The sequence below is a fragment of the Streptomyces luomodiensis genome (assembly GCF_031679605.1).
Taxonomy (GTDB): domain Bacteria; phylum Actinomycetota; class Actinomycetes; order Streptomycetales; family Streptomycetaceae; genus Streptomyces; species Streptomyces luomodiensis.
Genome location: NZ_CP117522.1, coordinates 1,213,410 through 1,237,137, shown reverse-complemented (window position 1 = coordinate 1,237,137; position 23,728 = coordinate 1,213,410). Strand labels below are relative to the sequence as shown.

17 protein-coding genes are annotated in these 23,728 nt (G+C 71.1%); 7 read left to right on the top strand and 10 right to left on the bottom strand.

What is annotated here, in order from left to right; all coding sequences use genetic code 11:
• Positions 1–3 precede the first annotated feature (3 nt).
• The 7 genes from PS467_RS04985 to PS467_RS04955 form a co-directional block, all read right to left on the bottom strand.
• Positions 4–1,257 (bottom strand): dipeptidase, encoded by a 1,254-nt coding sequence (locus tag PS467_RS04985; RefSeq protein WP_311034170.1) that lies wholly within the window; start codon positions 1,255–1,257, stop codon positions 4–6.
• Positions 1,254–2,042 (bottom strand): amino acid ABC transporter ATP-binding protein, encoded by a 789-nt coding sequence (locus tag PS467_RS04980; RefSeq protein WP_311034169.1) that lies wholly within the window; start codon positions 2,040–2,042, stop codon positions 1,254–1,256. Before PS467_RS04980 ends, PS467_RS04985 begins: the two co-directional genes overlap by 4 nt.
• Positions 2,039–2,947 (bottom strand): amino acid ABC transporter permease, encoded by a 909-nt coding sequence (locus tag PS467_RS04975; RefSeq protein ID WP_311034168.1) that lies wholly within the window; start codon positions 2,945–2,947, stop codon positions 2,039–2,041. Before PS467_RS04975 ends, PS467_RS04980 begins: the two co-directional genes overlap by 4 nt.
• 199 nt (positions 2,948–3,146) lie before the next feature.
• Positions 3,147–3,635, bottom strand: a complete 489-nt coding sequence (locus PS467_RS04970; protein WP_311034167.1) for a GNAT family N-acetyltransferase — start codon at positions 3,633–3,635, stop codon at positions 3,147–3,149.
• A complete protein-coding gene (locus PS467_RS04965) occupies positions 3,635–4,768 on the bottom strand; it encodes an LLM class flavin-dependent oxidoreductase (protein WP_311034166.1) in 1,134 nt (377 codons plus the stop codon). Before PS467_RS04965 ends, PS467_RS04970 begins: the two co-directional genes overlap by 1 nt.
• Positions 4,769–5,202: 434 nt before the next feature.
• Positions 5,203–6,687, bottom strand: coding sequence for an MFS transporter (locus tag PS467_RS04960; protein WP_311034165.1), 1,485 nt, complete (start codon positions 6,685–6,687; stop codon positions 5,203–5,205).
• A gap of 75 nt (positions 6,688–6,762) precedes the next feature.
• Complete coding sequence (locus PS467_RS04955; protein ID WP_311034164.1) at positions 6,763–8,361, bottom strand: fatty acyl-CoA synthetase; 1,599 nt, start codon at positions 8,359–8,361, stop codon at positions 6,763–6,765.
• A 153-nt stretch (positions 8,362–8,514) separates the two neighbouring features.
• Here PS467_RS04955 and PS467_RS04950 point away from each other — a divergent pair, with 153 nt between their 5' ends.
• Together PS467_RS04950 and PS467_RS04945 are read left to right on the top strand one after the other, a co-directional pair.
• Positions 8,515–9,180 carry a TetR/AcrR family transcriptional regulator gene (locus PS467_RS04950; RefSeq protein WP_311034163.1) on the top strand — a complete coding sequence of 222 codons (666 nt, stop codon included), beginning with the start codon at positions 8,515–8,517 and terminating at the stop codon, positions 9,178–9,180.
• Between the two features lie 138 nt (positions 9,181–9,318).
• Positions 9,319–9,795: a hypothetical protein gene (locus tag PS467_RS04945; RefSeq protein WP_311034162.1), complete on the top strand. Its 477-nt coding sequence runs from the start codon at positions 9,319–9,321 to the stop codon at positions 9,793–9,795.
• A 97-nt stretch (positions 9,796–9,892) separates the two neighbouring features.
• On the opposite strand, the gene PS467_RS04940 is transcribed toward PS467_RS04945, so the two are convergent.
• Complete coding sequence (locus PS467_RS04940; RefSeq protein ID WP_311034161.1) at positions 9,893–12,466, bottom strand: PA14 domain-containing protein; 2,574 nt, start codon at positions 12,464–12,466, stop codon at positions 9,893–9,895.
• Positions 12,467–12,704: 238 nt separating this feature from the next.
• Between PS467_RS04940 and PS467_RS04935 the strand changes: the two genes are divergently transcribed.
• Both PS467_RS04935 and PS467_RS04930 read left to right on the top strand, forming a co-directional pair.
• Positions 12,705–13,448 carry an SDR family NAD(P)-dependent oxidoreductase gene (locus tag PS467_RS04935; RefSeq protein ID WP_311034160.1) on the top strand — a complete coding sequence of 248 codons (744 nt, stop codon included), beginning with the start codon at positions 12,705–12,707 and terminating at the stop codon, positions 13,446–13,448.
• Between the two features lie 390 nt (positions 13,449–13,838).
• Entirely contained in the window at positions 13,839–16,280 is a 2,442-nt protein-coding gene (locus PS467_RS04930; protein ID WP_311034159.1) for a glycoside hydrolase family 65 protein, read from the top strand.
• 34 nt (positions 16,281–16,314) lie between these two features.
• Here the strand turns inward: PS467_RS04930 and PS467_RS04925 are convergent, their stop codons facing one another.
• A complete protein-coding gene (locus PS467_RS04925; protein ID WP_311034158.1) occupies positions 16,315–17,568 on the bottom strand; it encodes an SLC13 family permease in 1,254 nt (417 codons plus the stop codon).
• A gap of 232 nt (positions 17,569–17,800) precedes the next feature.
• Between PS467_RS04925 and PS467_RS04920 the strand changes: the two genes are divergently transcribed.
• Complete coding sequence (locus tag PS467_RS04920; protein ID WP_311034157.1) at positions 17,801–18,511, top strand: FadR/GntR family transcriptional regulator; 711 nt, start codon at positions 17,801–17,803, stop codon at positions 18,509–18,511.
• Positions 18,512–18,696: 185 nt separating this feature from the next.
• A complete protein-coding gene (locus PS467_RS04915; RefSeq protein ID WP_311034156.1) occupies positions 18,697–19,890 on the top strand; it encodes a S1 family peptidase in 1,194 nt (397 codons plus the stop codon).
• Between the two features lie 73 nt (positions 19,891–19,963).
• Here the strand turns inward: PS467_RS04915 and PS467_RS04910 are convergent, their stop codons facing one another.
• On the bottom strand, positions 19,964–20,995 hold the full coding sequence (locus PS467_RS04910) for a multicopper oxidase domain-containing protein (protein WP_311034155.1): 1,032 nt from the start codon (positions 20,993–20,995) through the stop codon (positions 19,964–19,966).
• Positions 20,996–21,276: 281 nt separating this feature from the next.
• Between PS467_RS04910 and PS467_RS04905 the strand changes: the two genes are divergently transcribed.
• Positions 21,277–23,697, top strand: a complete 2,421-nt coding sequence (locus PS467_RS04905) for a ThuA domain-containing protein (RefSeq protein ID WP_311034154.1) — start codon at positions 21,277–21,279, stop codon at positions 23,695–23,697.
• The last annotated feature ends 31 nt before the right edge of the window (positions 23,698–23,728 follow it).

The following is a 23,728-nucleotide window of genomic DNA, read 5'->3' as shown; positions in this document are numbered from 1 at the left end:
CGGTCAGCGACCCCACACGGTCTCGGCGACGCGCCGTACGTTGCCCCCGGCCAGCTTGGCCACGTCCGCCTCGGAGTAGCCGTGGTCGAACAGCCACCGGATCATGTTGCCGACGGCCTCCGCCGGGTTCTCGCAGCCGCGTACGTAGTCGACCTGCTCGTGCGGCGGCAGTTCCGGGGCCTTGCCGTCGTGCGCGTCGTCCTTGCCGAAGAGCGGGGCGAACGTCCGGTGCCAGGCCGTGTGGTCGCCGAAGTTGGTGTCCGGGCCGAAGGCCACATGGTCGATGCCGACCAGATCGATGCAGCGCTCGACGTGTTCCATCACCGAGTCCAGGCTGTGCCGGGGGTGCCGGGCGGTGATGGTCGTGTGCGGCGCCGCCTCGACGCCGATGAACCCCCCGGACCCGGCGCAGGCCCGGATCACATCGTCCGGCTTCATCCGCGGGGTCGGCCACAGCGCCCGGGACCCGGCATGGGTGATCACTACGGGCGCGGTGGAGCGGCGCACGGCGTCCAGGGCCGTCGCGTCCCCGGTGTGCGAGACGTCGACGATGATGCCGAGGTCGTTCATCCGGCGCAGCGCGCGGCGGCCGAGCAGGGTCAGACCGGTGTCGCCGGTGTCGGCGAGCCCCGAGCCGAGCTGGTTGCTCTCGCTGTAGACCAGGCCGAGCAGCCGCACGCCCAGGCCGTAGAGCAGATCCAGCCGGTCGACGTCATTGCCGATGGGGGAGGCGGACTCCAGGGTCAGCACCACCCCCACCTGGTGGCCGGCCCGCGCCCGATCGGCGTCCTGAAGCGTGCGGACGGGCGCCACCAGCCGCTGGTGGGCGAGGTCGGCCTGGCGCATGGCCAGATCGCTGACCGTGTCGTCCCAGTCCCAGGGGGCATGGGAGCGGATCATGCTCACCGCGGCCGGACCGCCGTCGAAGAACAGGTCCACCCCCGAGTGCGCGATGCCCTCGTAGGGAATCGACTCCCGGCCCTGGCGGCGGTACTCGGCGAAGTCCCCGGGGTCGGCGGGGCGCAGCGAGAGGTGGTCATGGGCGGAGACCACCGGATGGCGCTCCTCGAAGTCCCGCGCGCGGGACTCCACGTCCTCGCTCCACTCCAGCGCGGCCCCGGGGACCCGGCCGAGCGCGGGCGCCAGCTCGAAGGCGCGGAAGTCCTGCCCGGCCTCCAGGTACTGGTACGAGCGGTAGGAGTCCCACAGCTTCAGGCGCTCGACGGTCTTGGCGGGCAGGGGGAGTTCGGTGCTCATGCGCTGACCTTCGACAGGAACGTACGGGTGCGGTCGTGGGAGGGGGCGCGGAGCAGCCGCTCCGGGGCGCCCTCCTCGACGATGCGGCCGTCGTCCATGAAGACGATCCGGTCGGCGACATCGGCGGCGAAGCGCATCTCATGGGTGACGACGATCAGCGTCATGCCCTCGCGGGCCAGGTCCCTGATGACGCCGAGCACCTCCTGCACCATCTCGGGGTCGAGGGCGGAGGTCGGCTCGTCGAAGAGCATCACCTTGGGGCGCATCGCCAGGGCGCGGGCGATCGCCACCCGCTGTTGCTGGCCGCCCGAGAGCTTCTCCGGATAGCTGTCGAGCTTGTGCGCGAGCCCCACCCGGGTCATCAGCTCCTCGGCGCGGGCGTCGGCCGCGGCCTTGGACAGGCCGAGCACCCGGCGCGGGGCCTCCACGATGTTCTCGCGGGCGGTGAGGTGCGGGAACAGATTGAAGCTCTGGAACACCATGCCCATCGTCGAACGCTGGGTGGCCAGCTCCCTGGGGCCCAGCTCGTGCAGGGTGCGGCCGCGCAGCTGGTAGCCGATGACGCTGCCGTCGACCACCACCACGCCCTGGTCCGGCACCTCCAGGTGGTTGACGCAGCGCAGCAGCGTGCTCTTGCCCGATCCGGAGGGGCCGATGAGGCAGACCGTCTCGCCCCGGTGGATATCCAGGGAGATACCGTGCAGCACCTCGGTGCCGCGGAACGACTTGCGGATCCCGCGCAGGGAGACGATGGCCTGCGATGTCATTTCCGGTGCCATGGTCATACCGAGTGCTCGATCCTCTTCACTTTCCCGGCCTTGTCGGCCGCAATCAGGGTGTGTCGTCCCAGACGTCGCTCCAGGCGCTGCTGCAGAAGGGTGATGGCGCCGGTGATGATCATGTACCAGATGGCGGCCACAATCAACAGGGGAACGGTCTGGAAGTTCTTGGCGTAAATCAGCTGTACCGAGTAGAGCAGGTCGGCCAGGGTGATCACGCTGACCAGGGAGGTGGCCTTGAGGAGAGATATCAGCTCATTTCCCATCGGCGGGACGATCACCCGCAGCGCCTGGGGGAGGGTGATGCGGAAGAAGACCTGAGTCGGCGTCAATCCCAGTGCGGACGCCGCCTGTCGCTGTCCATCGGGCACGGAGAGCAGTCCCGAGCGGATCAACTCCGCGATGTAGGCGGTCTCGTGGAGCGTCAGGCCGATGACCGCGGCGGTCAGCGGGCCGATGACGGTGTTCGAGTCGAAGGTGACGAAACGCGGTCCCCAGGGAATTCCGAGGGACAGCGTGGGGAAAAGAGCCGCCAGGTTGTACCAGAAAAGCAGCTGCACCAGCATCGGAATGCTGCGGAAAACCCAGATGAAGGCGGCCGCGGTCATGGACATCAGCCGGGATTCGCCCATGCGCATAAGAGCGACCACGGTGCCGGACACCAGGGAGAGCGCCATGGTCGCCGCGGTCATTCCGATACTGACGCCGATGCCCTTCAATACCCTGATCTCGAAGAAGTACTTCGCGACCGTATGCCATTCGAAGCGCGGGTTGGTGCATATCGTGGTTACCGCCATCGCGGCCAGTACCAGCACGATCGCATTGGCCACCAGCAGTCCGGGACGCCGTCGCCGGGCGCGCTTGAGCACGGCCGGATCGGGGAGTGCGTCGACGTTCAGGGCTTTGGTCATGGCAGGCCTTCGGACGGTCGCGGACGCGGCAGAATTACCGCATCCTAAAACCGTGTTCGCGGAGGTCCGCGAACAGTTGACACAGAACTGTCAACCGTAAATGGGGGAATGCGTCCGCCCGCCCGGAGCGGCCGGGCGGGCGGACGGATGGGCGTGCGGATGCGTGTGCGGATGGGCCCACGGACGGGGCCCGCCGGGCCTACAACGCCTTTTCGAAGGGAAGCGGGCCGATGGTCTCCGGGTCGGCCGAGATATCGAACAGCGGGGTGTAGCCGGTGGCCAGGTACAGCCCGCGCGCCTCCGGCTGGCGGGGTCCGGTGGTGAGGTAGATCCGGCGGTAGCCGCGCTCGGCGGCCGACCGCTCCAGCTCCGCCACCACCCGGCGGGCCAGCCCGCGCCGCCGATGGCCCGAGTGCGTCCAGATCCGCTTGAGCTCCGCCGTGTGCGCGTCGTACCGCCGGTACGCGCCCCCGGCGACCGGCTCGCCGCCCTCCATCAACAGCAGCAGTTCCCCGTGCGGCGGGGCGAACTCCTCGGCCGGATAGCGGTTCAGCTCACCGTCGGCCGCCCTGCCGTAGCGGGTGGAGTACTCGTACGCCAGCTCCCGCAGCAGCGGTTCGACCCGCGGATCGTCCACGGTCACCCGGACCACCGTCAGCTGTGGCGGGGGTTCGGCCACGGAGGTCATCAGCGCACCGCCGCGAGGGTCTGCGGGCCCCGGGCCGCGCGTTCGGCGTCGCGTTTGGCGACCTCTTCGCGGACGATCGGGATGACGTACCGGCCGAAGTCGATCGCGTCGTCCAGCAGGTCGTAGCCGCGTGCGGAGAGGATGTCCACGCCCAGGTCGTAGTAGTCCAGCAGGGCCTGCGCCACCGTCTCCGGCGTGCCCACCAGCGCGTTGGAGTTGCCCGCGCCACCGGTGACGGCGGCGGTCGGGGTCCACAGCGCCCGGTCGTAGCGCTCACCCGCCTCGGCGATGGAGATCAGCCGCTGTGAACCGACGTTTTCCGGAGCCCCCCGGCGGTGGTGGCGCACGGTCGTCGCATCGCCCCGCTCCTTACGGGTCCGGATGGCGTCCACCGTGCGGTGCGCCTTCTCCCAGGCCAGCTCCTCGGTCGGGGCGATGATCGGCCGGAACGCCACCTGGATCCGCGGCACATCGGTCCGCCCGGCCGCGGCGGCCGCCGCCTTCACCGCCTCGATCTGCTCGGCGGTCCGCTCCAGCGGCTCACCCCACAGGCAGTAGATGTCGGCCTCGGCGCCGCCCGCCGCGTAGGCCGCGGGGGAGGAGCCGCCGAAGGAGACGTTCGGGCGCGGCTGCTGGACCGGGAAGACATCGCTGACGAAGTCGTGGAAGCGGTAGTGCTCGCCCTCGTGGTCGAAGGGCTCATGGGTGGTCCAGATCTTCTTGACGATCCGGATGTACTCACGGGTGCGCGCGTAGCGCTCGTCCTTGGTGCGGGTGTCGCCCTCGCGCCGCTGCTCATGGTCGTTGCCGCCGGTGATGAAGTGCACGGTGAGCCGGCCGTCGCTGATCCGGTCGAGCGTCGCGAACGTCTTGGCGGCGTACGTCGGATACGACACGTTGGGCCGGTGGGCCAGCAGGATCTGGAGCCGGTCCAGCCTGCTGGCGATGTACGCGGCGGCGGGCGCGGGATCGGGCGAGCCGGAGCCGTAGGCGAACAGCACCCGGTCCCAGCCGTGGTCCTCATGGGCCCTGGCGAGCCGCAGGGTGTACTCCTTGTCGAAGGCCGCGCCGGAGCGCGGACGTGTCTCCGAGCCGTCGTTGGTGGCGGCGATGCCGAGGAACTCCACGGGCATGGGGTGACCTTTCGGAAGGCGGAAACGGCAGGAAAGGCAGGAAGGACGGGAAGGGGGTGACGCCCGGACGCGGGAACACGCCGGGCGTGTCCGGGCGCGGTACCGGGGGTGATGGCGCGTCAGGCGCGGGAGACAGGCGAGGGGGCCTGGGACCGGGAGAGCGAGGGGCCGGTGGGACGGCCCGCTGCCGGGGTCAGCCGGAACAGGAAGCGGACCACACCCGACCGAAGTCGATGTGGTCGCGCGTGACCAGGGGCAGCTCAGTCCTCACTCGCATCATTCAGCACCGCACGAGCCCGTTCCGTCAACCGCTGTCCACATGATGGCCCGTATACGACCCCGCCACGACAAAGCCGCCCGTACCAGCCCGGCGCCCGCGAGCGGACGGGGTGATACGGGCGGCCGCGGAGTGACCTCGTCCGCCGGTTTCGCGGTCAGCCGCCCGCCACCGTCTGCGGGGTGCCGGGCCGCTCCGGCGCGGCGGTGACCCGGGCCGGGCGGCGGCCCGGCAGCAGCGCGGCGACCGCGAGCGCCACCAGCGCGGCGATGCCGCCGATCACGAAGGCGGTGCGGAAGCCGTTCAGGGACGGGAGGTCGACGGGTCCGAAGGCGGTGGTCATATGGGCGAGCACGACGCCCACCACCGCACTGGCGGTCGAGGTGCCGATGGACCGCATCAGGGTGTTGAGGCCGTTGGCCGCGCCGGTCTCGGACACCGGTACGGCCGACATGATCAGTGCGGGCATGGCCGAGTACGCGAGGCCGATCCCGGCGCCGATCACACACGACACGATCAGGATCTGCCACACGGCGTCCATCAGGAAGACGCCCGCCCCGTACCCGGCGGCGATCACCCCCGCGCCGAGCATCAGCGACACCTTGGGGCCCCAGGTGCTGGTGATCCGCGCCGACAGCGGCGAGATCGCCATCATCACCAGACCGGACGGACCCAGGCACAGACCGGCGGCCATCATCGACTGGCCCAGCCCGTACCCCGTCGCCTCGGGCATCTGGAGCAGCTGAGGCAGCACCAGCGACATCCCGAACATGGCGAAGCCGATGACGACGGAGGCCAGATTGGTCAGCAGCACCTGACGGCGCATGGTGGTGCGCAGGTCCACCAGCGGCCCGCTCACCCGCAGCTCCCACCGGCTCCACAGCGCCAGCACGACCACCGCCGCGCCGAACAGACCGGTGGTGGCACCACTGCCCCAGCCCCAGTCGGCGCCCTTGGAGATGGCCAGCAGCAGACAGAGCAGCCCGGCCGACAGCCCGACGGCGCCCACCAGGTCGAACCGCCCGCCGCCGCGCACCGTGGACTCCGGTACGAGCGTCAGCACCAGCGCGATCACCACCGCGCCCAGCGCCGCCGAGACCCAGAACAGCACATGCCAGTCGGCGTGTTCGGCCAGCGCCGCGGCGCTGGGCAGGCCGAGCGCGCCGCCCACCCCCAGCGAGGAGCTCATCAGGGCCATGGCCGAACCGAGCCGCTCGGCGGGCAGCTCGTCCCGCATAATGCTGATGCCCAGCGGGATCACCCCCGCGGAGAAGCCCTGGAGCGCACGGCCGACGATCATGGGTGCGAGCGCGTCGGAGAGCGCGCACACCACCGAGCCGATCACCAGCATCGACAGGCTGATCAGCAGCGTCCGCCGCTTGCCGTACATATCGCCGAGCCGTCCCAGTACGGGGGTGGCCACGGCGCCGGCGAGCAGGGTGGCGGTGATCGCCCAGGAGGCGTCCGAGGCCGAGGTGTGCAGCAGTGCCGGGAGATCCGGCACCAGCGGCACCACCAGGGTCTGCATCAGGGAGACGACGATCCCGCCGAAGGCCAGGACGGCGACCACCGGGCCGGAGCGCGGCGGCCGGGCGGCCACGGCCGCTCCAGGGGTGTCGGGAGACGGAGGTAAGGAAGTCACGGTGGTCCTTCGTAGGGCATGGCCGATGCACAGCAGGTGCCGCAGCAGTGTCGCATAAATTGTGTAACCAGTACGTCAAATACGTCCGTCCAGCGGTTCCTCGCCCAAGGCGCGGTAGCTTTCCCGCAGTTCGCGCTTGAGGATCTTGCCGCTCGGGTTCTTCGGCAACGCCTCGGCGAACACCACGAACTTGGGCACCTTGAACCCCGCGAGCCGTGCGCGGCAGTGCGCGAGGATCTCCTCCGCCGTCACCTGACGCCCCGGCACGACCACCACCACCGCGGTCACCGCCTCGATCCAGTACGGATGCTCCACCCCGAACACCGCGACCTCCGCGACCGCCGGATGGGCGTGGACCACCTCCTCCACCTCACGCCCCGAGACGTTCTCCCCACCGCTGTTGACCATGTCCTTCTTGCGGTCCACGACCGTCAGGCACCCCTCCTCGTCCAGCACCCCCAGATCGCCGCTGTGGAACCAGCCGCCCCGGAACGCCTCCGCGGTGCGCTCGGGATCCCGCCAGTAGCCGAGCATGGTGTGCGGGCCCCGGTGCGCGATCTCGCCGACCGTGCCCGGCGGCACCGGCCGGTCCGCCTCGTCGACCACCCGGGTCTCGACGTTCAGCGCGGGCCGCCCCGCGGAACCGGCCTTGCGCTCCTGGTCGGCCGGGCCCAGTACGGTCGCGATCGGGGACATCTCGGTCTGGCCGTAGAAGTTGTACAGCGCCAGCCCCGGCAGCCGCCGGCGCAGCTCGGCCAGCACCGCGACCGGCATCGGCGCCGCCCCGTAGTACCCCTTGCGCAGCGACGACAGATCGCGGACCGCGAACTCCGGATGGCGCAGCAGCGCGATCCACACCGTGGGCGGGGCGAACAGCTTGGTCACCCGCTCCGCCTCGATCGTGGCCAGCAGCGCCGCCGGGTCCGGACCCGGCAGCACCACACAGGTGGCGCCCAGCTGGATGTCGGGGGTGAGGAAGGCGTGCAACTGGGCGCAGTGGTAGAGCGGGAGCGCATGGATCTCCACATCGTCCGGCGACATCCCGCCGTCGACGATCGCCGTCAGATACTGCGCGATCAGATTGCGGCTCGTCATGATCGCGCCCTTGGGCCGGGACTCGGTCCCCGAGGTGTACATCAGCTGGACCGGGTCGTCGTCGCCCAGCGCGGGATCGGGCACCGGATGCCCCCGCTCCGCGCCCAGCGCGGCGAAGTCCTCCCACCCCTCGCGTCCGCCGCCCAGGGCCGCGCGCAGCGCGATCCGGGGCGGCGCGGCCTCGGCCAGCGCGCCCTCGGCGACATCCAGCAGCTCGGTGCCCGCGATGATCCCGATCGCACCCGAGTGGTCCAGCACATACGCCACTTCGGGCGCGGTCAGCATGAAGTTGACCGGCACCGACACCGCGCCCAGCCGGGCCAGCGCGAAGTACGCCACCACATAGCCGTGGGAGTTGCGGGCCAGGAGCACCACGCGATCGCCCTTGGCGATGCCCCGCGCCGCCAGCGCCCCGGCCGTCCGGCTCACCAGCGCGTCCAGTTCGGCGTAGGTCTGGCGCAGCGCGCCGGCCACGACCGCCGTCTTGCCGGGCAGCCGCGCCGCGGTGCGCGCCAGCAGATCGGCGATGCCGTGGCGGCGGGCGCGCACGATGTCCACGGGCAGGTCGGACGCGGTCATCGAGGGTCTCCCGGGGGCTCGGACGATCCGGACGGTTCGTCACGCTGGCACGGCGCGGGGTGGCGTTCAAGACGGCGGACGGCTGAGCGGCACCCGAGCGGACATGCGTAGCCTTGGCACCTGGCACGACGGGGGCGAGCGAAAGGACACCGGATGGCCGAGGCCGCGGAGGAGACCGTCCGCAGGGGACGCGGACGCCCGCCCCGCCTGTCGCGTGAGCAGATCGTCCGCTCCGCCGCGGAACTCGCGGTCCGCGAACCGGAGGTCGCGCTGACCGTCAAGAGGGTCGCCGAGGCGGTCGGCTCCGCCCCCATGGCGCTCTACCGCTACTTCCCCGACCGCGACGACCTCCTCCAGGCCGTGGCCGACCGCGTCATGGCTGACGCCCAGCACAAGGACCTGCCGGGTGGAACCTGGCAGGAGCGGCTGCGCGCCTGGATGCACGACAGCCGCGACTATCTGCTGCCCTACCGCCAGCTGCTCCCCTACATGGCCGCCACCCAGCAGCCCGCCCGCGTCTCCTCCCTGGTGACCCTCACCCGGCTGCTGCGCCCACTGCGGCTGGCCGAGGACGATCTCGCGCTGGCCGTGACCCTCATCGGCTCCACCGTCATCGGCCACGCGGTCTACGAGACCCACCGCGGCCCCGTCTCCGCCCACAAACTCGACGCCCTGAGCGAGGCGCTGGCCCGCTACCCCCAGGAGGAGCGGGAAGCGGTGGCCCCGCTGCTGCCGAGGCTGCCGGGGGCGCAGAACAGGCTGTACGACGTGGTGGTGGACCGCACGATCGCCGCCATCGAGGCGCTGGCCGCGCGGTGACCTGCCGCTCCGTACGGCCGGGGGCCGGGAGGAGCGGGAGGAGCCGGACGGCCCCCGGTTCCTCCGGCCGGGTGGAATACCGGATCGTATTGCCGGGTCGCCTTGCCCGGGGGCGATCACGGACGTGAGATGACGTCCATGCTCACTTCCGTTGTCCGTGGCGCCGTCGCCACCGCCGCGATGACCACCGTCCTGGCCCTGCTTCCCGCCGCCGCCGCGCAGGCCGCCGCGGCCGGGAACACCGAGAAGGTCAATCTGCTCGGCGTCGCCGTGAGCGACACCAAGCCCAAGCGGGTCCAGCCCGGCGACCGCTGGGAGACCCGGCTGAAGCTGTACACCGAGAAGAAGAAGACGTACGCCGGTGACGGCACCGTGCGCTGCGACACCGTCAGGGTCACCGGCAGCACGGTGGTCGTCCGGTGCGCGCGGGTGCTGCACCTGAAGAAGAAGGGGTGGCTGGTGCTCAGCGACAAGGTCACCCACAAGGGCGACAAGACCGCCACCGCCACGACCCGGATCGTCGGCGGCACCGGGCGGTACAACTCCGCCTACGGCAAGGGCACCGTCACCCTCGCGGGTCCGCTCGTCCACTTCGCGCTCAAAGTCGGCAGGTGACAGCCGGGTGATCGCGTGACAACGGTGGGCCCTGACGGGCGGGGCGCCCTGCGATGGCGCCCCGCCCGGGGCCCGGTCCGTCCGGGCGTGCTGACGCCTACCCGGTGCACTCCATGGACGCCGGGTCCTCCGCGTCGTGGATCAGCGCCTGATGCGCCGTGCGCAGCCGGTTCACATCAGCTTTGATCACCTTGCGGTCATAGCTGAGCAGCCCGTTGAGCTCGCCCTCCACATCCACGATCTGGGTGTAGACGGCCCCGCTGCTGCCGTTGCACGCGATCAGCCCGCGCACCTTGTCCAGCAGCTTCAGATACTCGTCGGTGAACTGGTCTCGGTCCACGCCGACGTAGGTGTGCCGCACGGGCCAGGCGTGGCCCGGTATGGCCAGGCCCAGGCCGCCGTACTCGCCGGTGACGGCCGCCCGTGTCGCGTCCGGGCGCGGATCGCCCGGCGCGGGATAGGCGTGGACATCGGCGATGTCGCCGTTTCCGGTGTCGTTCCAGCCGCTGGCCCCGTTGACGAGCCGGCTGGGGTCCCAGCTCTTCGCGAGCGCCGGCACCTTCGAGCCGCCGTACTGGCCCCAGCCCTCGTTGAAGGTGACCCAGATGACGATCGACGGGCTGCTGATGTGCTGGTCGATCATCCGCTTCATCTCGTGCTCGTACTGCGCCTGCGCCTTCTCCGAGGGGGCGACCGCGTTCATGGACGGCATGTCCTGCCACACCAGCAGGCCCAGCCGGTCGGCCCAGTAGTACCAGCGGTCGGGTTCGACCTTGATGTGCTTGCGCACGGAGTTGAAGCCCAGGCGCTTGTGCATCTTCAGGTCGTAGGCGAGCGCCTCGTCGGTCGGCGCGGTGTGCAGTCCGTCGGGCCAGTACCCCTGGTCGAGGGTGGCCATGGAGAAGACGGGCTTCCCGTTGAGCAGGATGCGCTGCTTCCCGTCCACCTCTCCCACGGCGATGCTCCGCATGCCGAAGTAGCTCTCCACCCGGTCCGCCGATCCGCCCCGCCCGACGGTGACCTTCAGCCGGTACAGATGCGGATCATCGGGGGACCACAGGTGCGGGGTGGGCACGGGGACGGTCAGCGGCGCCCCGGTGCGTCCGGTGGCGGTGCCGACCGCGCGCTTTCCGTCGTAGGCGGTGGCGGTGACCGGAACGCCGTCGCGTACCCCGCGGACCTCGGTGGTGAGGGACTCGCCGGGGACGTCCGGGATCAGCTTGAGGGTGTCCACGTGGTCGGCGGCGACCGGCTCCATCCAGACGGTCTGCCAGATCCCGGAGGAGGGGGTGTACCAGATGCCGCTGGGATCGAGGCGCTGCTTGCCCAGCGGCGGGTCCTCGCCGTCGGCCGCGTCGGTCGGGTCGTAGACGCCGACGATCAGCTCCTGGGTGCGGCCCGGCCGCAGGGCGTCGGTGACATCGGCGCTGAACCGGTCGTAACCGCCGCGGTGGTCGGCCACCTGGGTGCCGTTGACGTACACCTGGGCCTGCCAGTCCACGGCGTCGAAGTTCAGCCGCAACCGCTTGTCCTGGCCGACCTTCCAGTTGGCCGGAACGGTGAAGGTCCGCCGGTACCACATGCGGTCCTCATGGCGCTCCACGCCGGAGAGCTGGGACTCCACCGGGTACGGCACCAGGATCCGCTCCTTGAGCCTCTTCCCGACGGGCGGTGCCTGCCCCTCTTCGGCGGCGGCGAACTGCCAGCTGCCGTTGAGGTTGCGCCACTGATCGCGGGTCAGCTGCGGGCGCGGGTATTCGGGATGGGCGTTGTCGGCGCTGACGTCCTTCGCCCAGTCCGTGCTCAGCTGGTACGTCGACTCGTTGCCGCCGAAGGAGACGTACGGCTCGATGGCGCCGTCGGCGTCCTCGAGACCGCCCTCGCCGTCGTAGCGCACCACGGCCTCGCCGCCCTGGCCGACCACCGGCTCCTTCAGGGTGAGCAGCAGCCGGGACGGGTCGGCCGGGTCCAGCCGGGCGCGGCCGAGCGGCCAGTCGGCGCCGCCGATGACGGCGGTCAGATGCGATGTCAGACCGGCCGGGGGAGTGGTGAGGGGCTGGGCGAAGTCCAGCAGCAGGGTACGGCCGTCGGACTGGACGGCGCTGGTCACCGGGCCGTCGTAGACGAAGTCCGCGGGCACCTGGAAGGCCGACGTGGGTACGGGCGCCTTGGCGGCGCCGGGCGGGGTCCAGGACAGATGGAGGTTGGAGCCGCCGTAGTGCTCGAAGTACTCGACCTTGATGTCGTACGCCCTGCCCGCGGTGAGCTCGACGGGCTGGGAGGTCTGCTCCTTGTCCCAGTCGTCCACCCAGTGGTCGATGACCGGTTCGCCGTCGATCCACAGCCGGAAGCCGTTGTCGCCGGTGATCGAGAAGGTGTGGGCGCCGGAGCGCTCCGGTGTGATCCGGCCGGTCCAGCGGACGCTGACGTCGTCGGCCCGTCCGGTGGTGACCTGTAGCCGCGGCTCCAGATTGTCGAAGTCGAGGGCGGGGTCGAGGCTGGTGGCCTTCAGTTCATGGAAGTCGAAGGCCCCCTCGGCGGACTGGAGGTAGTAGTCGCCGCGGAGGCCGTGGATGACCGGAGGGTCGTCGGAGGGGGTGTCGGCCGCGGCCGGACCCGGAGCGGTCAGCAGACCGAGCGCACCAAGCGCCAAGGTCACGGTCGCGACCATGGATCTGGTGAAAGACGAACGAAAACGCACATGTCCTCCTTGCTGGAACAGCTCTTGGGACAAGTGGAGCGCCGCCATTGCGCCATCTCCAACAGAACCTGTCAATAGTGAACGCAAGGCAACAGGGGTCGGCTGGCGGATGCCGGAACCTTGACGGGAATGCGCTTTCTCCCTAACGTCGCGTTCACGCGTTCACGGATGTGACTGTTATTCAACAAGCTGCATAAGGAGGCCCGTGATGGGGCGACGGATCGTGGTGTCGGGCGGCGGTACGGGCATAGGACTGGCGACCGCGGAGACCTTCGCCGCCGACGGCGACCGGGTGGTCATCCTCGGCCGCCGCGCCGACGTGCTGCGCGCGGCGGCCGACAAGCTCAACGCCGCCCACGGCACCGGCCTGGTCACCTGGGCCGACGCGGACCTCAGCGACCCGGCGCAGACCCGGCGCGCCGCCGAGACCATCGCGGCGGACGGCGCCGTCGACGTCGTCGTCACCAACGCCGGCGGCAATGTCGCGGCCACCCACGACGGAACCCTCGAGGGCATCGCCGACCAGTACCGGCGGAACTTCGCGGCCAACGTGCTGACCGCCGTGCTGCTCACCGAGGCGCTGCTGCCCCACCTCACCCGGCCCGGCGGCCGGATCGTCCACCTGTCCTCGGTCGCGGCGCTGCGCGGCCCCGGATCGTACGGCGGCACCAAGGCCGCGCTGCACGCCTACACCTTCGAATTGGCCAAGCGGCTCGGCCCGGAGGGCGTCACGGCCAACGCGGTGGCCCCCGGCTATGTCGAGGACACCGAGTTCTTCGGCGAGCGCGGCACACCCGAGTTCATCGCCCAGCAGATCGGGCAGACGCTCACCGGACAGCCCGGGACGCCCGGCGAGATCGCGGCCGCCATCCGCTATCTGGCCTCCCCGGAGGCCGCGTATGTCACCGGCCAGGTCCTGCACATCAATGGCGGTGCCCAGCTCGGCCGCTGACCACGCCTCACCCCGGATGGTGCCGCCGGTCGGGTCCGCGCCAGGGCCTGCCGTCACCTTCCCGTCGCCGCCCGAGGGGCGGATGGGCACATGACGACGGGTCGCTAGGGCCCAACGGCCCTCGATCAAGGGCCGCGCAGCCCTGCCGCCCCGTGCGGCCGTGGTCCACTCTGGTCCTCCACACAGGTGGGGGGAAGACGGACGGACGGCCGCACCGAAGGAGTCAGCCCACTGACTCCAACCATCTTCGGGCGCGGCCGCCCGTCCGTCCTGTGGTGCCACGGCCGGCAGACCCCCGTCTCCGCCGCGCGCGGGGCGCGGCGCAACCGGTGAAGCCCTCCGGCCCGGATCACAATGGGGGTGTCGAGGGAGGAGAGCCGGTGAGCGGCCGTGTCGGACTGGGTGTGGGAGTACGAGGGCTACGAGCCCGGCGAGGAGCGGCTGCGGGAGTCGCTGTGCACCCTCGGCAACGGCTATCTCGCCACCCGGGGGGCGGCCCCCGAGGTGACCGCCGATGAGACCCACTACCCGGGCACCTACGTGGCGGGCTGCTACAACCGGCTGATCTCGGTGGTCGGCGGACGGCAGGTCGAGAACGAGGACCTGGTCAACCTGCCGAACTGGCTGCCGCTGCGCTACCGCGTCCGCGACCCGGACCGGCCGGCCGGCCCCGGCGGCTGGCTCTCGCCCGACGGGGACGAGCTGACCGGCTACCGGCAGACCCTCGGCCTGCGGCACGGCACCCTCCTCCGGCGGCTGCGGTTCACCGACCGGCACGGCCGGGTGCTCCACGTCGAGCAGCAGCGCCTCGTCCACATGGGGGACCCGCACCTGGCGGCGATGCGGACCACCTTCCGGGCCGAGGGCTGGTCCGGCACCCTCGAACTGGAGTCGGGGCTCGACGGCGCCGTGGCCAACACGGGCGTGGCCCGCTACGGCGCGCTGGCCGGCTGCCATCTCGGCGACCGGCACACCGGCACCGCCGGCCCCGACACCGTATGGCTGAGCTGCCGCACCACCGCCTCCGAGGTGCGGGTGGCCATGGCCGCGCGCACCCGGGCCGTCCAGGGCGTGCCCACCGGCACCGGGCAGCGGGTCACCCAGAGCGCGGCGCTGCGCACCCTGGCCGTACCGGTCGCGCCGGACGCCCCCGTCACCATCGAGAAGACCGTGGCGGTGCACACCTCCAAGGACCCCGCGACCGGCGATCCGGTCCGGGCCGCGCTCGACGGGGTGGCCAGGGCGCCGGGGTTCGGCAAGCTGCTCGCCTCCCACCGCACCGCATGGGAACACCTGTGGCGCGAGGCCGCGTTGGAGGTGCCCGGCGAGGCGGGCCACATCCTGCGGCTGCACCTGTTCCACGTCCTGCAGACGCTCTCCCCGCACACTGCGGAACTGGACGTGGGCGTCCCGGCCCGGGGCCTGCACGGCGAGGCGTACCGCGGACACGTCTTCTGGGACGAGCTGTTCGTGCTGCCGTATCTGAACCTCCACTTCCCCGAGGTCTCCCGGGCCCTGCTGCACTACCGCCACCGGCGGCTGCGCCAGGCGTGCCGGGCCGCCGCGGACGCCGGGCGGGCCGGGGCGATGTATCCGTGGCAGAGCGGCAGCGACGGGCGGGAGGAGACCCAGACGCTGCATCTGAACCCGCGCTCCGGCCGCTGGCTGCCGGACCGCTCCCGGCTCCAGCAGCACGTCGGCTCCGCGGTGGCGTACAACGTGTGGCAGTACTGCCAGGCCAGTGGCGACACCGACTTCCTGCACACCAAGGGCGCGGAGATGCTGCTCCAGATCGCCCGCTTCTGGGCGGACACCGCCGTGTTCGATCCGGACCGCGGGCGGTACCGCATCCGCGGAGTGGTCGGGCCCGACGAGTACCACGACGGCTACCCGGGCGTCGACCGCGCCGGGATCGACGACAACGCGTACACCAACGTCACCGCCGCCTGGGTGCTCGACCGGGCCCTGGAGCTGGCCCGCACCCTGCCCGAGCCGCGCCGGCGCGAGCTGTTCGAGCGGGTGGGCCTGGACCGCGCGGAACCGGAGCGCTGGGAGGACGTCTCACGGCGGCTGCTGGTCCCCTTCCACCGGGGCGTCATCAGCCAGTTCGACGGCTACGGGGAGCTGGCCGAACTCGACTGGGACGGCTATCGCGCCCGCTACGGCGACATCCGCCGGCTGGACCGGATCCTGGAGTCCGAGGGCGACTCCGTCAACCGCTACCAGGCATCCAAGCAGGCCGACGCGCTGATGCTCGGCTATCTCTTCGGCCCGGCCGAACTGTCGGCGCTCTTCCGGCGGCTGGGGTACGCCCTGGACGACGACGTCTGGCGCGCCACCGTGGCCTACTACCTGCCCCGGACCAGCCACGGCTCGACCCTCAGCGAGCTGGTGCACGGCTGGGTGCTGGTGCGGGCGCGCCGGGCCGACGCGTGGCGGCACTGCCAGGAGGCGCTGCTCGGCGATGTGGCGGACGTCCAGGGCGGCACCACCGGCGAGGGGATCCACCTCGGGGCCATGGGCGGCACCCTGGACCTGGTGCAGCGCGGCCTGACCGGGCTGGAGACCCGCGAGGACGCCCTGTGGCTGGACCCGGTGCCGCTCCCCGAGCTGTCGGAGCTGCCGGGGCTCTCCGCACTGTCCGCACTGTCGGAGTACCGGTTCGCGATCCGCTATCGCGGCCACTGGGGCGTCGCCCTGCGGGTGCGGGCCGGGAGGTTGTGGATCAGTGTGCCGGACTCGGAAGAGCCCCCGATCGAGGTGCGGCTCGCCGACCGCTCGCTGACCGTGGCCCCGGGCGAGTCGAAGTGGCTGCCGCTGTCGCCCGGCTGAACTCCGGCCCGGCCTCGGCCTCGGCCGAACCCCCTCAGCCCAGACCTGGGACCACCATTGTCAGCCAGACGACCGGGGGGACCGCGACCACCATGATCCCGCCGTAGATCATCAGCTGCCGGAAGAACCGGTCCCGGTCCACGTCCGGCGCGTTGGCCAGCACCAGCGCTCCGTTGGTCGAGAACGGGCTGACGTCCACGACGGTCGCCGACACCGCGAGGGCCGAGATCATCCCCACCGCGCCGATGTCGCCCTGGGCGAGGAAGGGCACGGCGAGCGGGATCAGCGCGCCCATGATGCCCACCGAGGACGCGAACGCGGAGACGATCGCGCCGATGTAGCAGAGCAGCACGGCGGCGAGCAGCGGAACCCCGATGTCGCTGACCGCCCTGCCCGCGTAGTCGATGGTGCCCATCTCGTCCAGCACCCCGACGTAGGTGAGGACGCCGCAGATCAGCAGCACGGTGGGCCAGGTGACCTCGTTCACGGCCCGCTTGCCGTGGTCCGGCCAGAAGACGCTCAGGACCACGGCGAGCGTGATCGAGGTGAGTCCGGCGTCCAGATCGAAGGCGAGCACCGCGACCACCAGCGCCACCAGCGCCACCAGCGTGGCGATACGGGCCGGGGAGAGACGGCTCTCCGCCTCGGCCGCGCCCGCCTCCTCCTCGGCGGCGACGGCACTCCTGGGGAGCTTCAGCCCGCCGCAGACGACGAAGACGACGGCGGCGATGACCAGGTTGACCACCAGGCTCGCGAGGAACAGCGTGACCTCGTTGCCGGGGAGCTTCTCCCGCTCCACGATGCCGTTGACGATCGAGCCGTAGATGCTGATCGGGGAGAAGCCGCCGCCCTGGGCGCCGTGCACCACCATGGCGCCCATCAGCAGCGGGCTGATGCGGTACCGCGCGGCGAAGGAGAGCGCGAGCGGGGCGACGATCGCGACCGCCGCCGGGCTCACCGCCCCGATCGCGGTCAGCACCCCGCTGATCGCGAACATCACCCACGGGATCAGCGCCACCCGCCCGCGCACCAGCCGGATCGAGGCGTGCACCAGCCAGTCGGTGGTGCCGTTGGCGCGGGCGAGGGCGAACAGATACGTCACCCCCACCAGCACCACGAACAGATCGCCCGGGAACCCGGCGAAGATGTGGTCCGCGTCGAAGTCGGCGACCAGCTCGCCCACACCGAAGGCGGCGGCGAAGGACAGGGCGCCCATGTTGATCGACCGGGCGGTGGCGATGACGAAGACCACCACCAGCACGAGTATCGATATCAGTTCGTCGGACATCGAGGGCTCCCGGTCGCTGGGGCCCGGTCGGCGGACCGGGACGGGTCGGGCCAAGTGGCCGCTGGCTGACTCACGTTGCGGGCCGGGTGGTTCAACAGTCAAGACGTCGGTGGCGAATTGGCTTAGCCAATTGACCAATCGACCAATGCTCCACCGCCCCACAGGGCCACCGCGCCACCCGGTGCTACGCTGCGGATCGGGGCGATCACGAACCGCGATGGGGGGAGTCCGCATGACCGGGGACGCGCTGCGCCCGATGAACCGTCAACGCCTGTACGAGCAGGTGCTGGAGCGGCTGCGGGCCTATGTCGAGGAGGGCGGGCTGCGCGCGGGCGACCGGCTGCCGACCGAGCGCGAGCTGGCCCAGCGCCTCGGGATCAGCCGCGCCTCCGTGAAACAGGCCATCGTCGTCCTCGAGGTGCAGGGGCTGGTCGAGGTGCGCCAGGGCGGCGGGATGTGCCTGCTGCGCGACAGCCTTGCCACCGAGCCCGTCGAGCGGCTGATGGAGCGCCGCCGCCGGCTGCCCGATGTCCTCGACGCCCGTGAGGCGTTGGAGACCAAGCTCGCCGAACTCGCCGCCGAGCGCCGCACCGACGACGACCTCACGGCCCTGCGGCAGGCGCTGGACTGGATGGAGGACGAGATCGAGTGCGGGCGCCACGGCATCGAGGGCGACCGCCGCTTCCACGCCGCCGTCACCGCGGCGGCGCACAGCCCGCTGCTCGCCGAGTTCATGCGCTCGATCGCCGACCAGATCACCGAGAGCCGGGAGGAGTCGCTGCGCCAGCCCGGCCGCCCCCGGCGCTCGCTCGCCCAGCACCAGCGCATCCTGGACGCCATCGCCGAGAGCCGGCCCAAGGCCGCCGCCGCGGCCATGCGCCGCCACGTCCGCACCGTCGCCCAGGTGCGGCTGCTCAACTGGAATCCGGACGAAACCACCTGAGCCCGCGGTCGACCCCCCTCAAGCCGATGTGGCCACCGCGCCGACGGGATCACCGCGCCGACGGGATCACCGCGCCGACCATGACCGAGTACGGTCATGGTCTGGACTTTTCTCCGTGGCTCGCTAGGCTCTGCGCGATCGAGTCGTGAAAGCGCTCTCACCTGCCCAGCAGAAGGGGAACTTCCATGAGACGGAAGCCCGTTGTCCGTGCCGGACTGTCCGCACTGCTCGTTCTGGGCGCCCTCTCGGGCGCCGGCGGGGCGTTCTCGACCGCCGCCGCCGCGTCCGGCGCCGACCGCTCCGAGGCCAAGCCCGCCGCCGCGGCGGCGCCGTCCGCCGCACTTGTCCGCGCGGTCGGCCAGGACCTCGGCCTCACCGCGGACCAGGCGCGCACGCGGCTGAGCCAGGAGGCCGCCGCCATGAAGCTGGAGCCCAAGGCCAAGCGCGCCGCGGGCACCTCCTACGGCGGCTCGTGGTTCGACGCGGACAGCGGAAAGCTGGTCGTCGGCGTCACCAGCGCCGATCGGGCCGCGTCGGTACGGGCCACGGGCGCCACCACCCGGATCGTGCGGCACAGCGCCGACGCGCTCGACGAGGCCAAGGCTCGCATCGATGAGAAGGCCGAGAAGAAGGCCGCCCCGGCCGGGGTGAGCAGCTGGAGCGTCGACCCCCGGGCGGGCGGGGTCGTGGTCCGGGTCCGCTCCGGACACGAAGCCGACGCCGATGTCCGCGCGTTCCTGACTGACGCCGAGCGCTCGGCGTCGGTCCCGGTCACCGTCGAGAAGGCCCCCGCCCAAGCGCCGACGACCTTCGCCGCCGGCACGGTCGGCGGCGACCCGTACTACACCGGCAATGTGCGCTGCTCCATAGGCTTCTCGGTCCAGGGCGGCTTCGTCACGGCCGGACACTGCGGCCAGAAGGGGGCCTCGGTCAGCGGCTGGGACGGCTCGTACATCGGCAACTTCCAGGGCTCCTCCTTCCCCGGCAATGACTACGCGTACGTCAACGTCGGCAGCGGCTGGTGGACCGTGCCGGTGGTGCTCGGCTGGGGCACCGTGTCGGACGCGCTGGTCCGCGGCTCCGCCGAGGCCCCGATCGGCGCCTCCATCTGCCGCTCCGGCTCCACCACCCACTGGCACTGCGGCACGGTGCTGGCCAAGAACGAGACGGTGAACTACAGCCAGGGCGCCGTCTACCAGATGACCAAGACCAGTGTGTGCGCCGAAGGCGGCGACTCCGGGGGCTCGTTCATCAGCGGTGACCAGGCCCAGGGCGTGACCTCGGGCGGCTGGGGCAACTGCACCAGCGGTGGCGAGACCTGGTACCAGCCGGTCAACGAGATCCTGTCGGTGTACGGCCTGAAGCTGCACACCGCCTGAGAACATGTGACCGGACCCGACGGAACGGGGACGGGGCGGGCCGCCGGGCCCGCCCCGTCGCCCGTTCCGGCGGCTATCCCGGGCGGTGCGCGCTCAGCCGGTGCGGGTCGTAGCCGGGGATGGTGCCATCGGGCTTGGCGACCAGGAACAGCCCGGCCATGCCCATGTCGGAGTGGCTCTGGACATGGCAGTGGTACATCCAGGCGCCCGCGCCGACGTTCTCCCCGGCGATCACCTGGAAGCCGAAGGAGTCGGCAGGCCCGGTGATCTTGTTGTCGATGATCCGGCTCATGTCGTCCGGGCCCGCCAGCAGTCCGGTGCGGTTGTCCGCCCAGCGGTGCCCGTGCATATGGAAGGTGTGGTAGTACTCGCCGTGCGTGATCATGATGATCTCGACACGGTCGCCCACCGTGGCCCGGAACTCGGGGGCGTCATGCCCCGACCTGTTGTTGATCGTCATGTCGTTGAAGACGATCGTGAACTGCTTCTCCGGCAGGATGTCGCCCGCCCGCCGCACCACCACCGGGCCGTACAGCCCCTTGCGCAGGCCGCCGGTGCCGTGCGGGGTGCCCACCGCGTGGTCGTGATAGTGCCAGTAGCCCGCGCTGCCCGGCCGCCAGGTGCCGTCGGCGCGCTTGCCCGGGGCGTGGGTGCGCCAGGTGTAGGTGCGGGTGCCGCCCGGCTCCACGGCGCTGCGGTTGAGCTGGGTGCCGTCGCTGGCGACGTCGTAGTCCAGACCGTGCACATGGAGGCTGGCCGTGACGTCCATGGTGTTCTCGAACTCGATGTGCAGGGTGTCGCCCTCGGTCAGCTCGATCAGCGGACCGGGGATGGTGGCCTTGCCCTTCTCGAGTCCGTAGCCCATCTGGCCGTCCGGCAGCTTCTCCGCGTAGAGCGTGAGATGTCGGACCACCCCGCCCGCGGCCGCCGTCCGGACTCCCCCTGAGGGAGCCGCCGAAGCCGCCGGAGCCGCCGGAGCCGCCGGAGCCTTCGCCGCGGCGGGGGAGGTGAGGGCCAGCGGTCCGACGGCCGCGGCGGCCGCGCCGCCGGTGAAGAGCCGTCTGCTGAGACCGCGTCTGGAGGTGATACCGGGTGCGTCGCTCATCGTTCTCCCAAATCGCCGTGGATTCCCCTGCCGTTGACGATGCGCAGCTGCCCCGGGGGCGTTTCTCACGGTAGCCGGGGGATCCTCGTTCATCCACACTCAGGACAAAGTTCGTTGAGTTGCGGTCATAGCTATTGGCGGGTTGCGAAAAGCCGTCTAGCTTCCTTCAGCGGTGTTTCCGGTAGGAGAGGGATGGGTGACCAATGCGGGACATACCGTACCAAATGCCCTCCAAAGGGACGGGACTGACAGCCGGTCGGCTGCGAAAGAGACGCGCGGGGATGGCGGCACTGCTCTTCGGCGCCCTCACCGCGAGCCTGCTGGGCGGGACCCCCGCCAGCGCCCGGCCCGAGGATCGTGCGCCACTCACGCTGCCGTCCCCGCCCGGCGGTGCCGACGTCCGGGTGCTGGTCTTCCACGGCTCGGCGGGGGACGAGCCGGCCACGGTGAACGCGGGCATCGAGGCCATCGAGAAGATCGGCAACCAGGGCCCGGCGGAGACCCGGTTCACCGTCGACGCCACCGCCGACGCCTCGGTCTTCACCAAGCCCCGGCTCGGCAGGTACAACGCCGTGGTCTTCCTGACCGGCGCCGGGGATGTGCTCGACCCGGAGCAGGAGGCGGGGCTCGAGGCGTACATGGAGGCGGGTGGCGGCTTCCTCGGCATCCGTGACGCGGCCCGCAACGAGCCGTACTCCGACTGGTTCACCGGGCTCATCGGCGCCCGCCCCGCCACCACGAGCCCGGCCACCGCCCAGCGGGCCGTGGTGGAGGTCGGCGACCGCGTCCACCCGGCCACCAAGGAGCTGCCGGTGGAGTGGAAGCGCACCGACACCTGGCTCAACTGGCGGGACAACCCCTCCGGCACGGTGCACACCGTGGCCCGGGTCCGGGAGTCCAGCTACCAGCCGGGCGCCGGTGCCAACGGCTGGGACCACCCGATCTCCTGGTGCCGGGACTACGACGGCGGCCGCTCCTTCTACACCGGGATGGGCGGTACGGTCTCCAGCTTCCAGGAGACCGACTTCCGGGCCCATCTGCGGGGCGCCCTGATGTGGACCACCCGTCTCTCCCGCGCCGACTGCAAGGCCACCATCTCCGCGAACTACGAGGCCGAGCGCGTCACCAAGCCCAATCAGCCGGGCCAGTCCGACCAGATCGGCGAGCCGCACGGCCTCGTCGTGGCCAAGGACGGCCGGGTGCTCTACATCGGCCGGGGCGGCGGTGACAACAGCGCGCCCGTGGTCACCGACTGGAACGACCCGGAGATCGGCAAGGGCCAGGGCCAGATCCACGTCTACGACCCCGCCACCGGAAAGGTCACCCTCGCCGGCGCCCTGACCGTCTTCGGCAACAAGGGCGGCGGCGAGGAGCTGGTCAAGAACGAGGAGGGGCTGCTCGGCATCGAGCTGGACCCGGACTTCCTCAGCAACGGCTGGGTCTATCTCCACTACACCCCGCACTCCCGGATCAACCGGGACACCCGGATGGCCGAGCGCCGCGTCTCCCGGTTCACCCTGGACCTGACGACCGACAAGCTGGACCTGAGCTCGGAGAAGGTCCTGCTCTCCTGGCCGGTCCAGATCCACAGCTGCTGCCACGCGGGCGGCGGGATGTCCTGGGACTCCAAGGGCAACCTCTACATCGCCACCGGGGACAACAACTCCTCCCAGTTCAGCGACGGCTACTCCGGCAACAACCCGCAGCCGAACTACAAGGGCGTCTCCTTCGCCGACGCCCGCCGCACCGCCGGCAACACCAACAACCTCAACGGCAAGATCCTGCGGATCCACCCCGAGGACGACGGCACCTACACCCTCCCCGAGGGCAATCTCTTCACCGGCGAGGAGCCCGACGAGGGCGGCGGCAAGACCCGTGGCGAGATCTATGTGATGGGGGTGCGCAACCCGGCCCGGATCTTCGTGGACCCCAAGACCGACATCCTCTACGCCGGGTGGGTCGGCCCCGACGCGGGCGAGCCCAGCACCACCTGGGGCCCGGCCAAGTACGACACCTTCGCCGCCATCACCAAGGCGGGCAACCACGGCTGGCCGTTCTGCATGGGCAACAAACAGCCCTACCGGGACCGGAACCTGCCCGATCCCACCAAGCCCCTGGGGTGGTACGACTGCGACCACCCCAAGAACGAGTCCCCCAACAACGACGGCCTGGTGAACCTGCCGCCGGTCACCGCGAACACCATCTGGTACTCGCCCCAGGGCGGCGCCCCCGACTACCCGCGGGACGCGAACGGCATCCCCAGCTACGAGACGTCGAAGGCCACCTACCTGCTGCCGTGGCTCAAGGGCGGCGGGCAGGCCACCATGAACGGCCCGGTCTACCGCTACGACGCCGACAGCGACTCCACCACCAAGTGGCCCGCCTACTGGGACGGCAAGTGGTTCGTCGGCGACTTCTACGACGGCGACCAGCCGCGCCACGCGGTGCTGACCGACCCCAAGACCGTCGGCAAGGGCGGGCTGCCGGTGCACGCCGAATCCCTCAGGCAGATCATCCCGGTGGGCGCCAACGGCATCCGCAACCTCATGGACTGGAAGTTCGCCCCGGACGGCTCGCTCTACGTCCTCGACTACGGGCGCGGCTTCTTCACCTCCGACTCCAAGTCGGCGCTGTGGCACATCACCTACACCGGTGGCGAGCCCACGCCGCTCGCCCAGGATCTGGCCAGGAAGGCGGAGTGACCGTGAAACGAAGGCGCCAGAGCCCCAGCAG

Coding starts and splice junctions, on each gene's coding strand:
- PS467_RS04985 (WP_311034170.1), bottom strand. CDS start 1,257: ATGAGCACCGAACTCCCCCTGCCCGCCAAGACCGTCGAGCGCCTGAAG.
- PS467_RS04980 (WP_311034169.1), bottom strand. CDS start 2,042: ATGACCATGGCACCGGAAATGACATCGCAGGCCATCGTCTCCCTGCGC.
- PS467_RS04975 (WP_311034168.1), bottom strand. CDS start 2,947: ATGACCAAAGCCCTGAACGTCGACGCACTCCCCGATCCGGCCGTGCTC.
- PS467_RS04970 (WP_311034167.1), bottom strand. CDS start 3,635: ATGACCTCCGTGGCCGAACCCCCGCCACAGCTGACGGTGGTCCGGGTG.
- PS467_RS04965 (WP_311034166.1), bottom strand. CDS start 4,768: ATGCCCGTGGAGTTCCTCGGCATCGCCGCCACCAACGACGGCTCGGAG.
- PS467_RS04955 (WP_311034164.1), bottom strand. CDS start 8,361: ATGACCGCGTCCGACCTGCCCGTGGACATCGTGCGCGCCCGCCGCCAC.
- PS467_RS04950 (WP_311034163.1), top strand. CDS start 8,515: ATGGCCGAGGCCGCGGAGGAGACCGTCCGCAGGGGACGCGGACGCCCG.
- PS467_RS04945 (WP_311034162.1), top strand. CDS start 9,319: ATGCTCACTTCCGTTGTCCGTGGCGCCGTCGCCACCGCCGCGATGACC.
- PS467_RS04940 (WP_311034161.1), bottom strand. CDS start 12,466: ATGGTCGCGACCGTGACCTTGGCGCTTGGTGCGCTCGGTCTGCTGACC.
- PS467_RS04935 (WP_311034160.1), top strand. CDS start 12,705: ATGGGGCGACGGATCGTGGTGTCGGGCGGCGGTACGGGCATAGGACTG.
- PS467_RS04925 (WP_311034158.1), bottom strand. CDS start 17,568: ATGTCCGACGAACTGATATCGATACTCGTGCTGGTGGTGGTCTTCGTC.
- PS467_RS04920 (WP_311034157.1), top strand. CDS start 17,801: ATGACCGGGGACGCGCTGCGCCCGATGAACCGTCAACGCCTGTACGAG.
- PS467_RS04915 (WP_311034156.1), top strand. CDS start 18,697: ATGAGACGGAAGCCCGTTGTCCGTGCCGGACTGTCCGCACTGCTCGTT.
- PS467_RS04910 (WP_311034155.1), bottom strand. CDS start 20,995: ATGAGCGACGCACCCGGTATCACCTCCAGACGCGGTCTCAGCAGACGG.
- PS467_RS04905 (WP_311034154.1), top strand. CDS start 21,277: ATGGCGGCACTGCTCTTCGGCGCCCTCACCGCGAGCCTGCTGGGCGGG.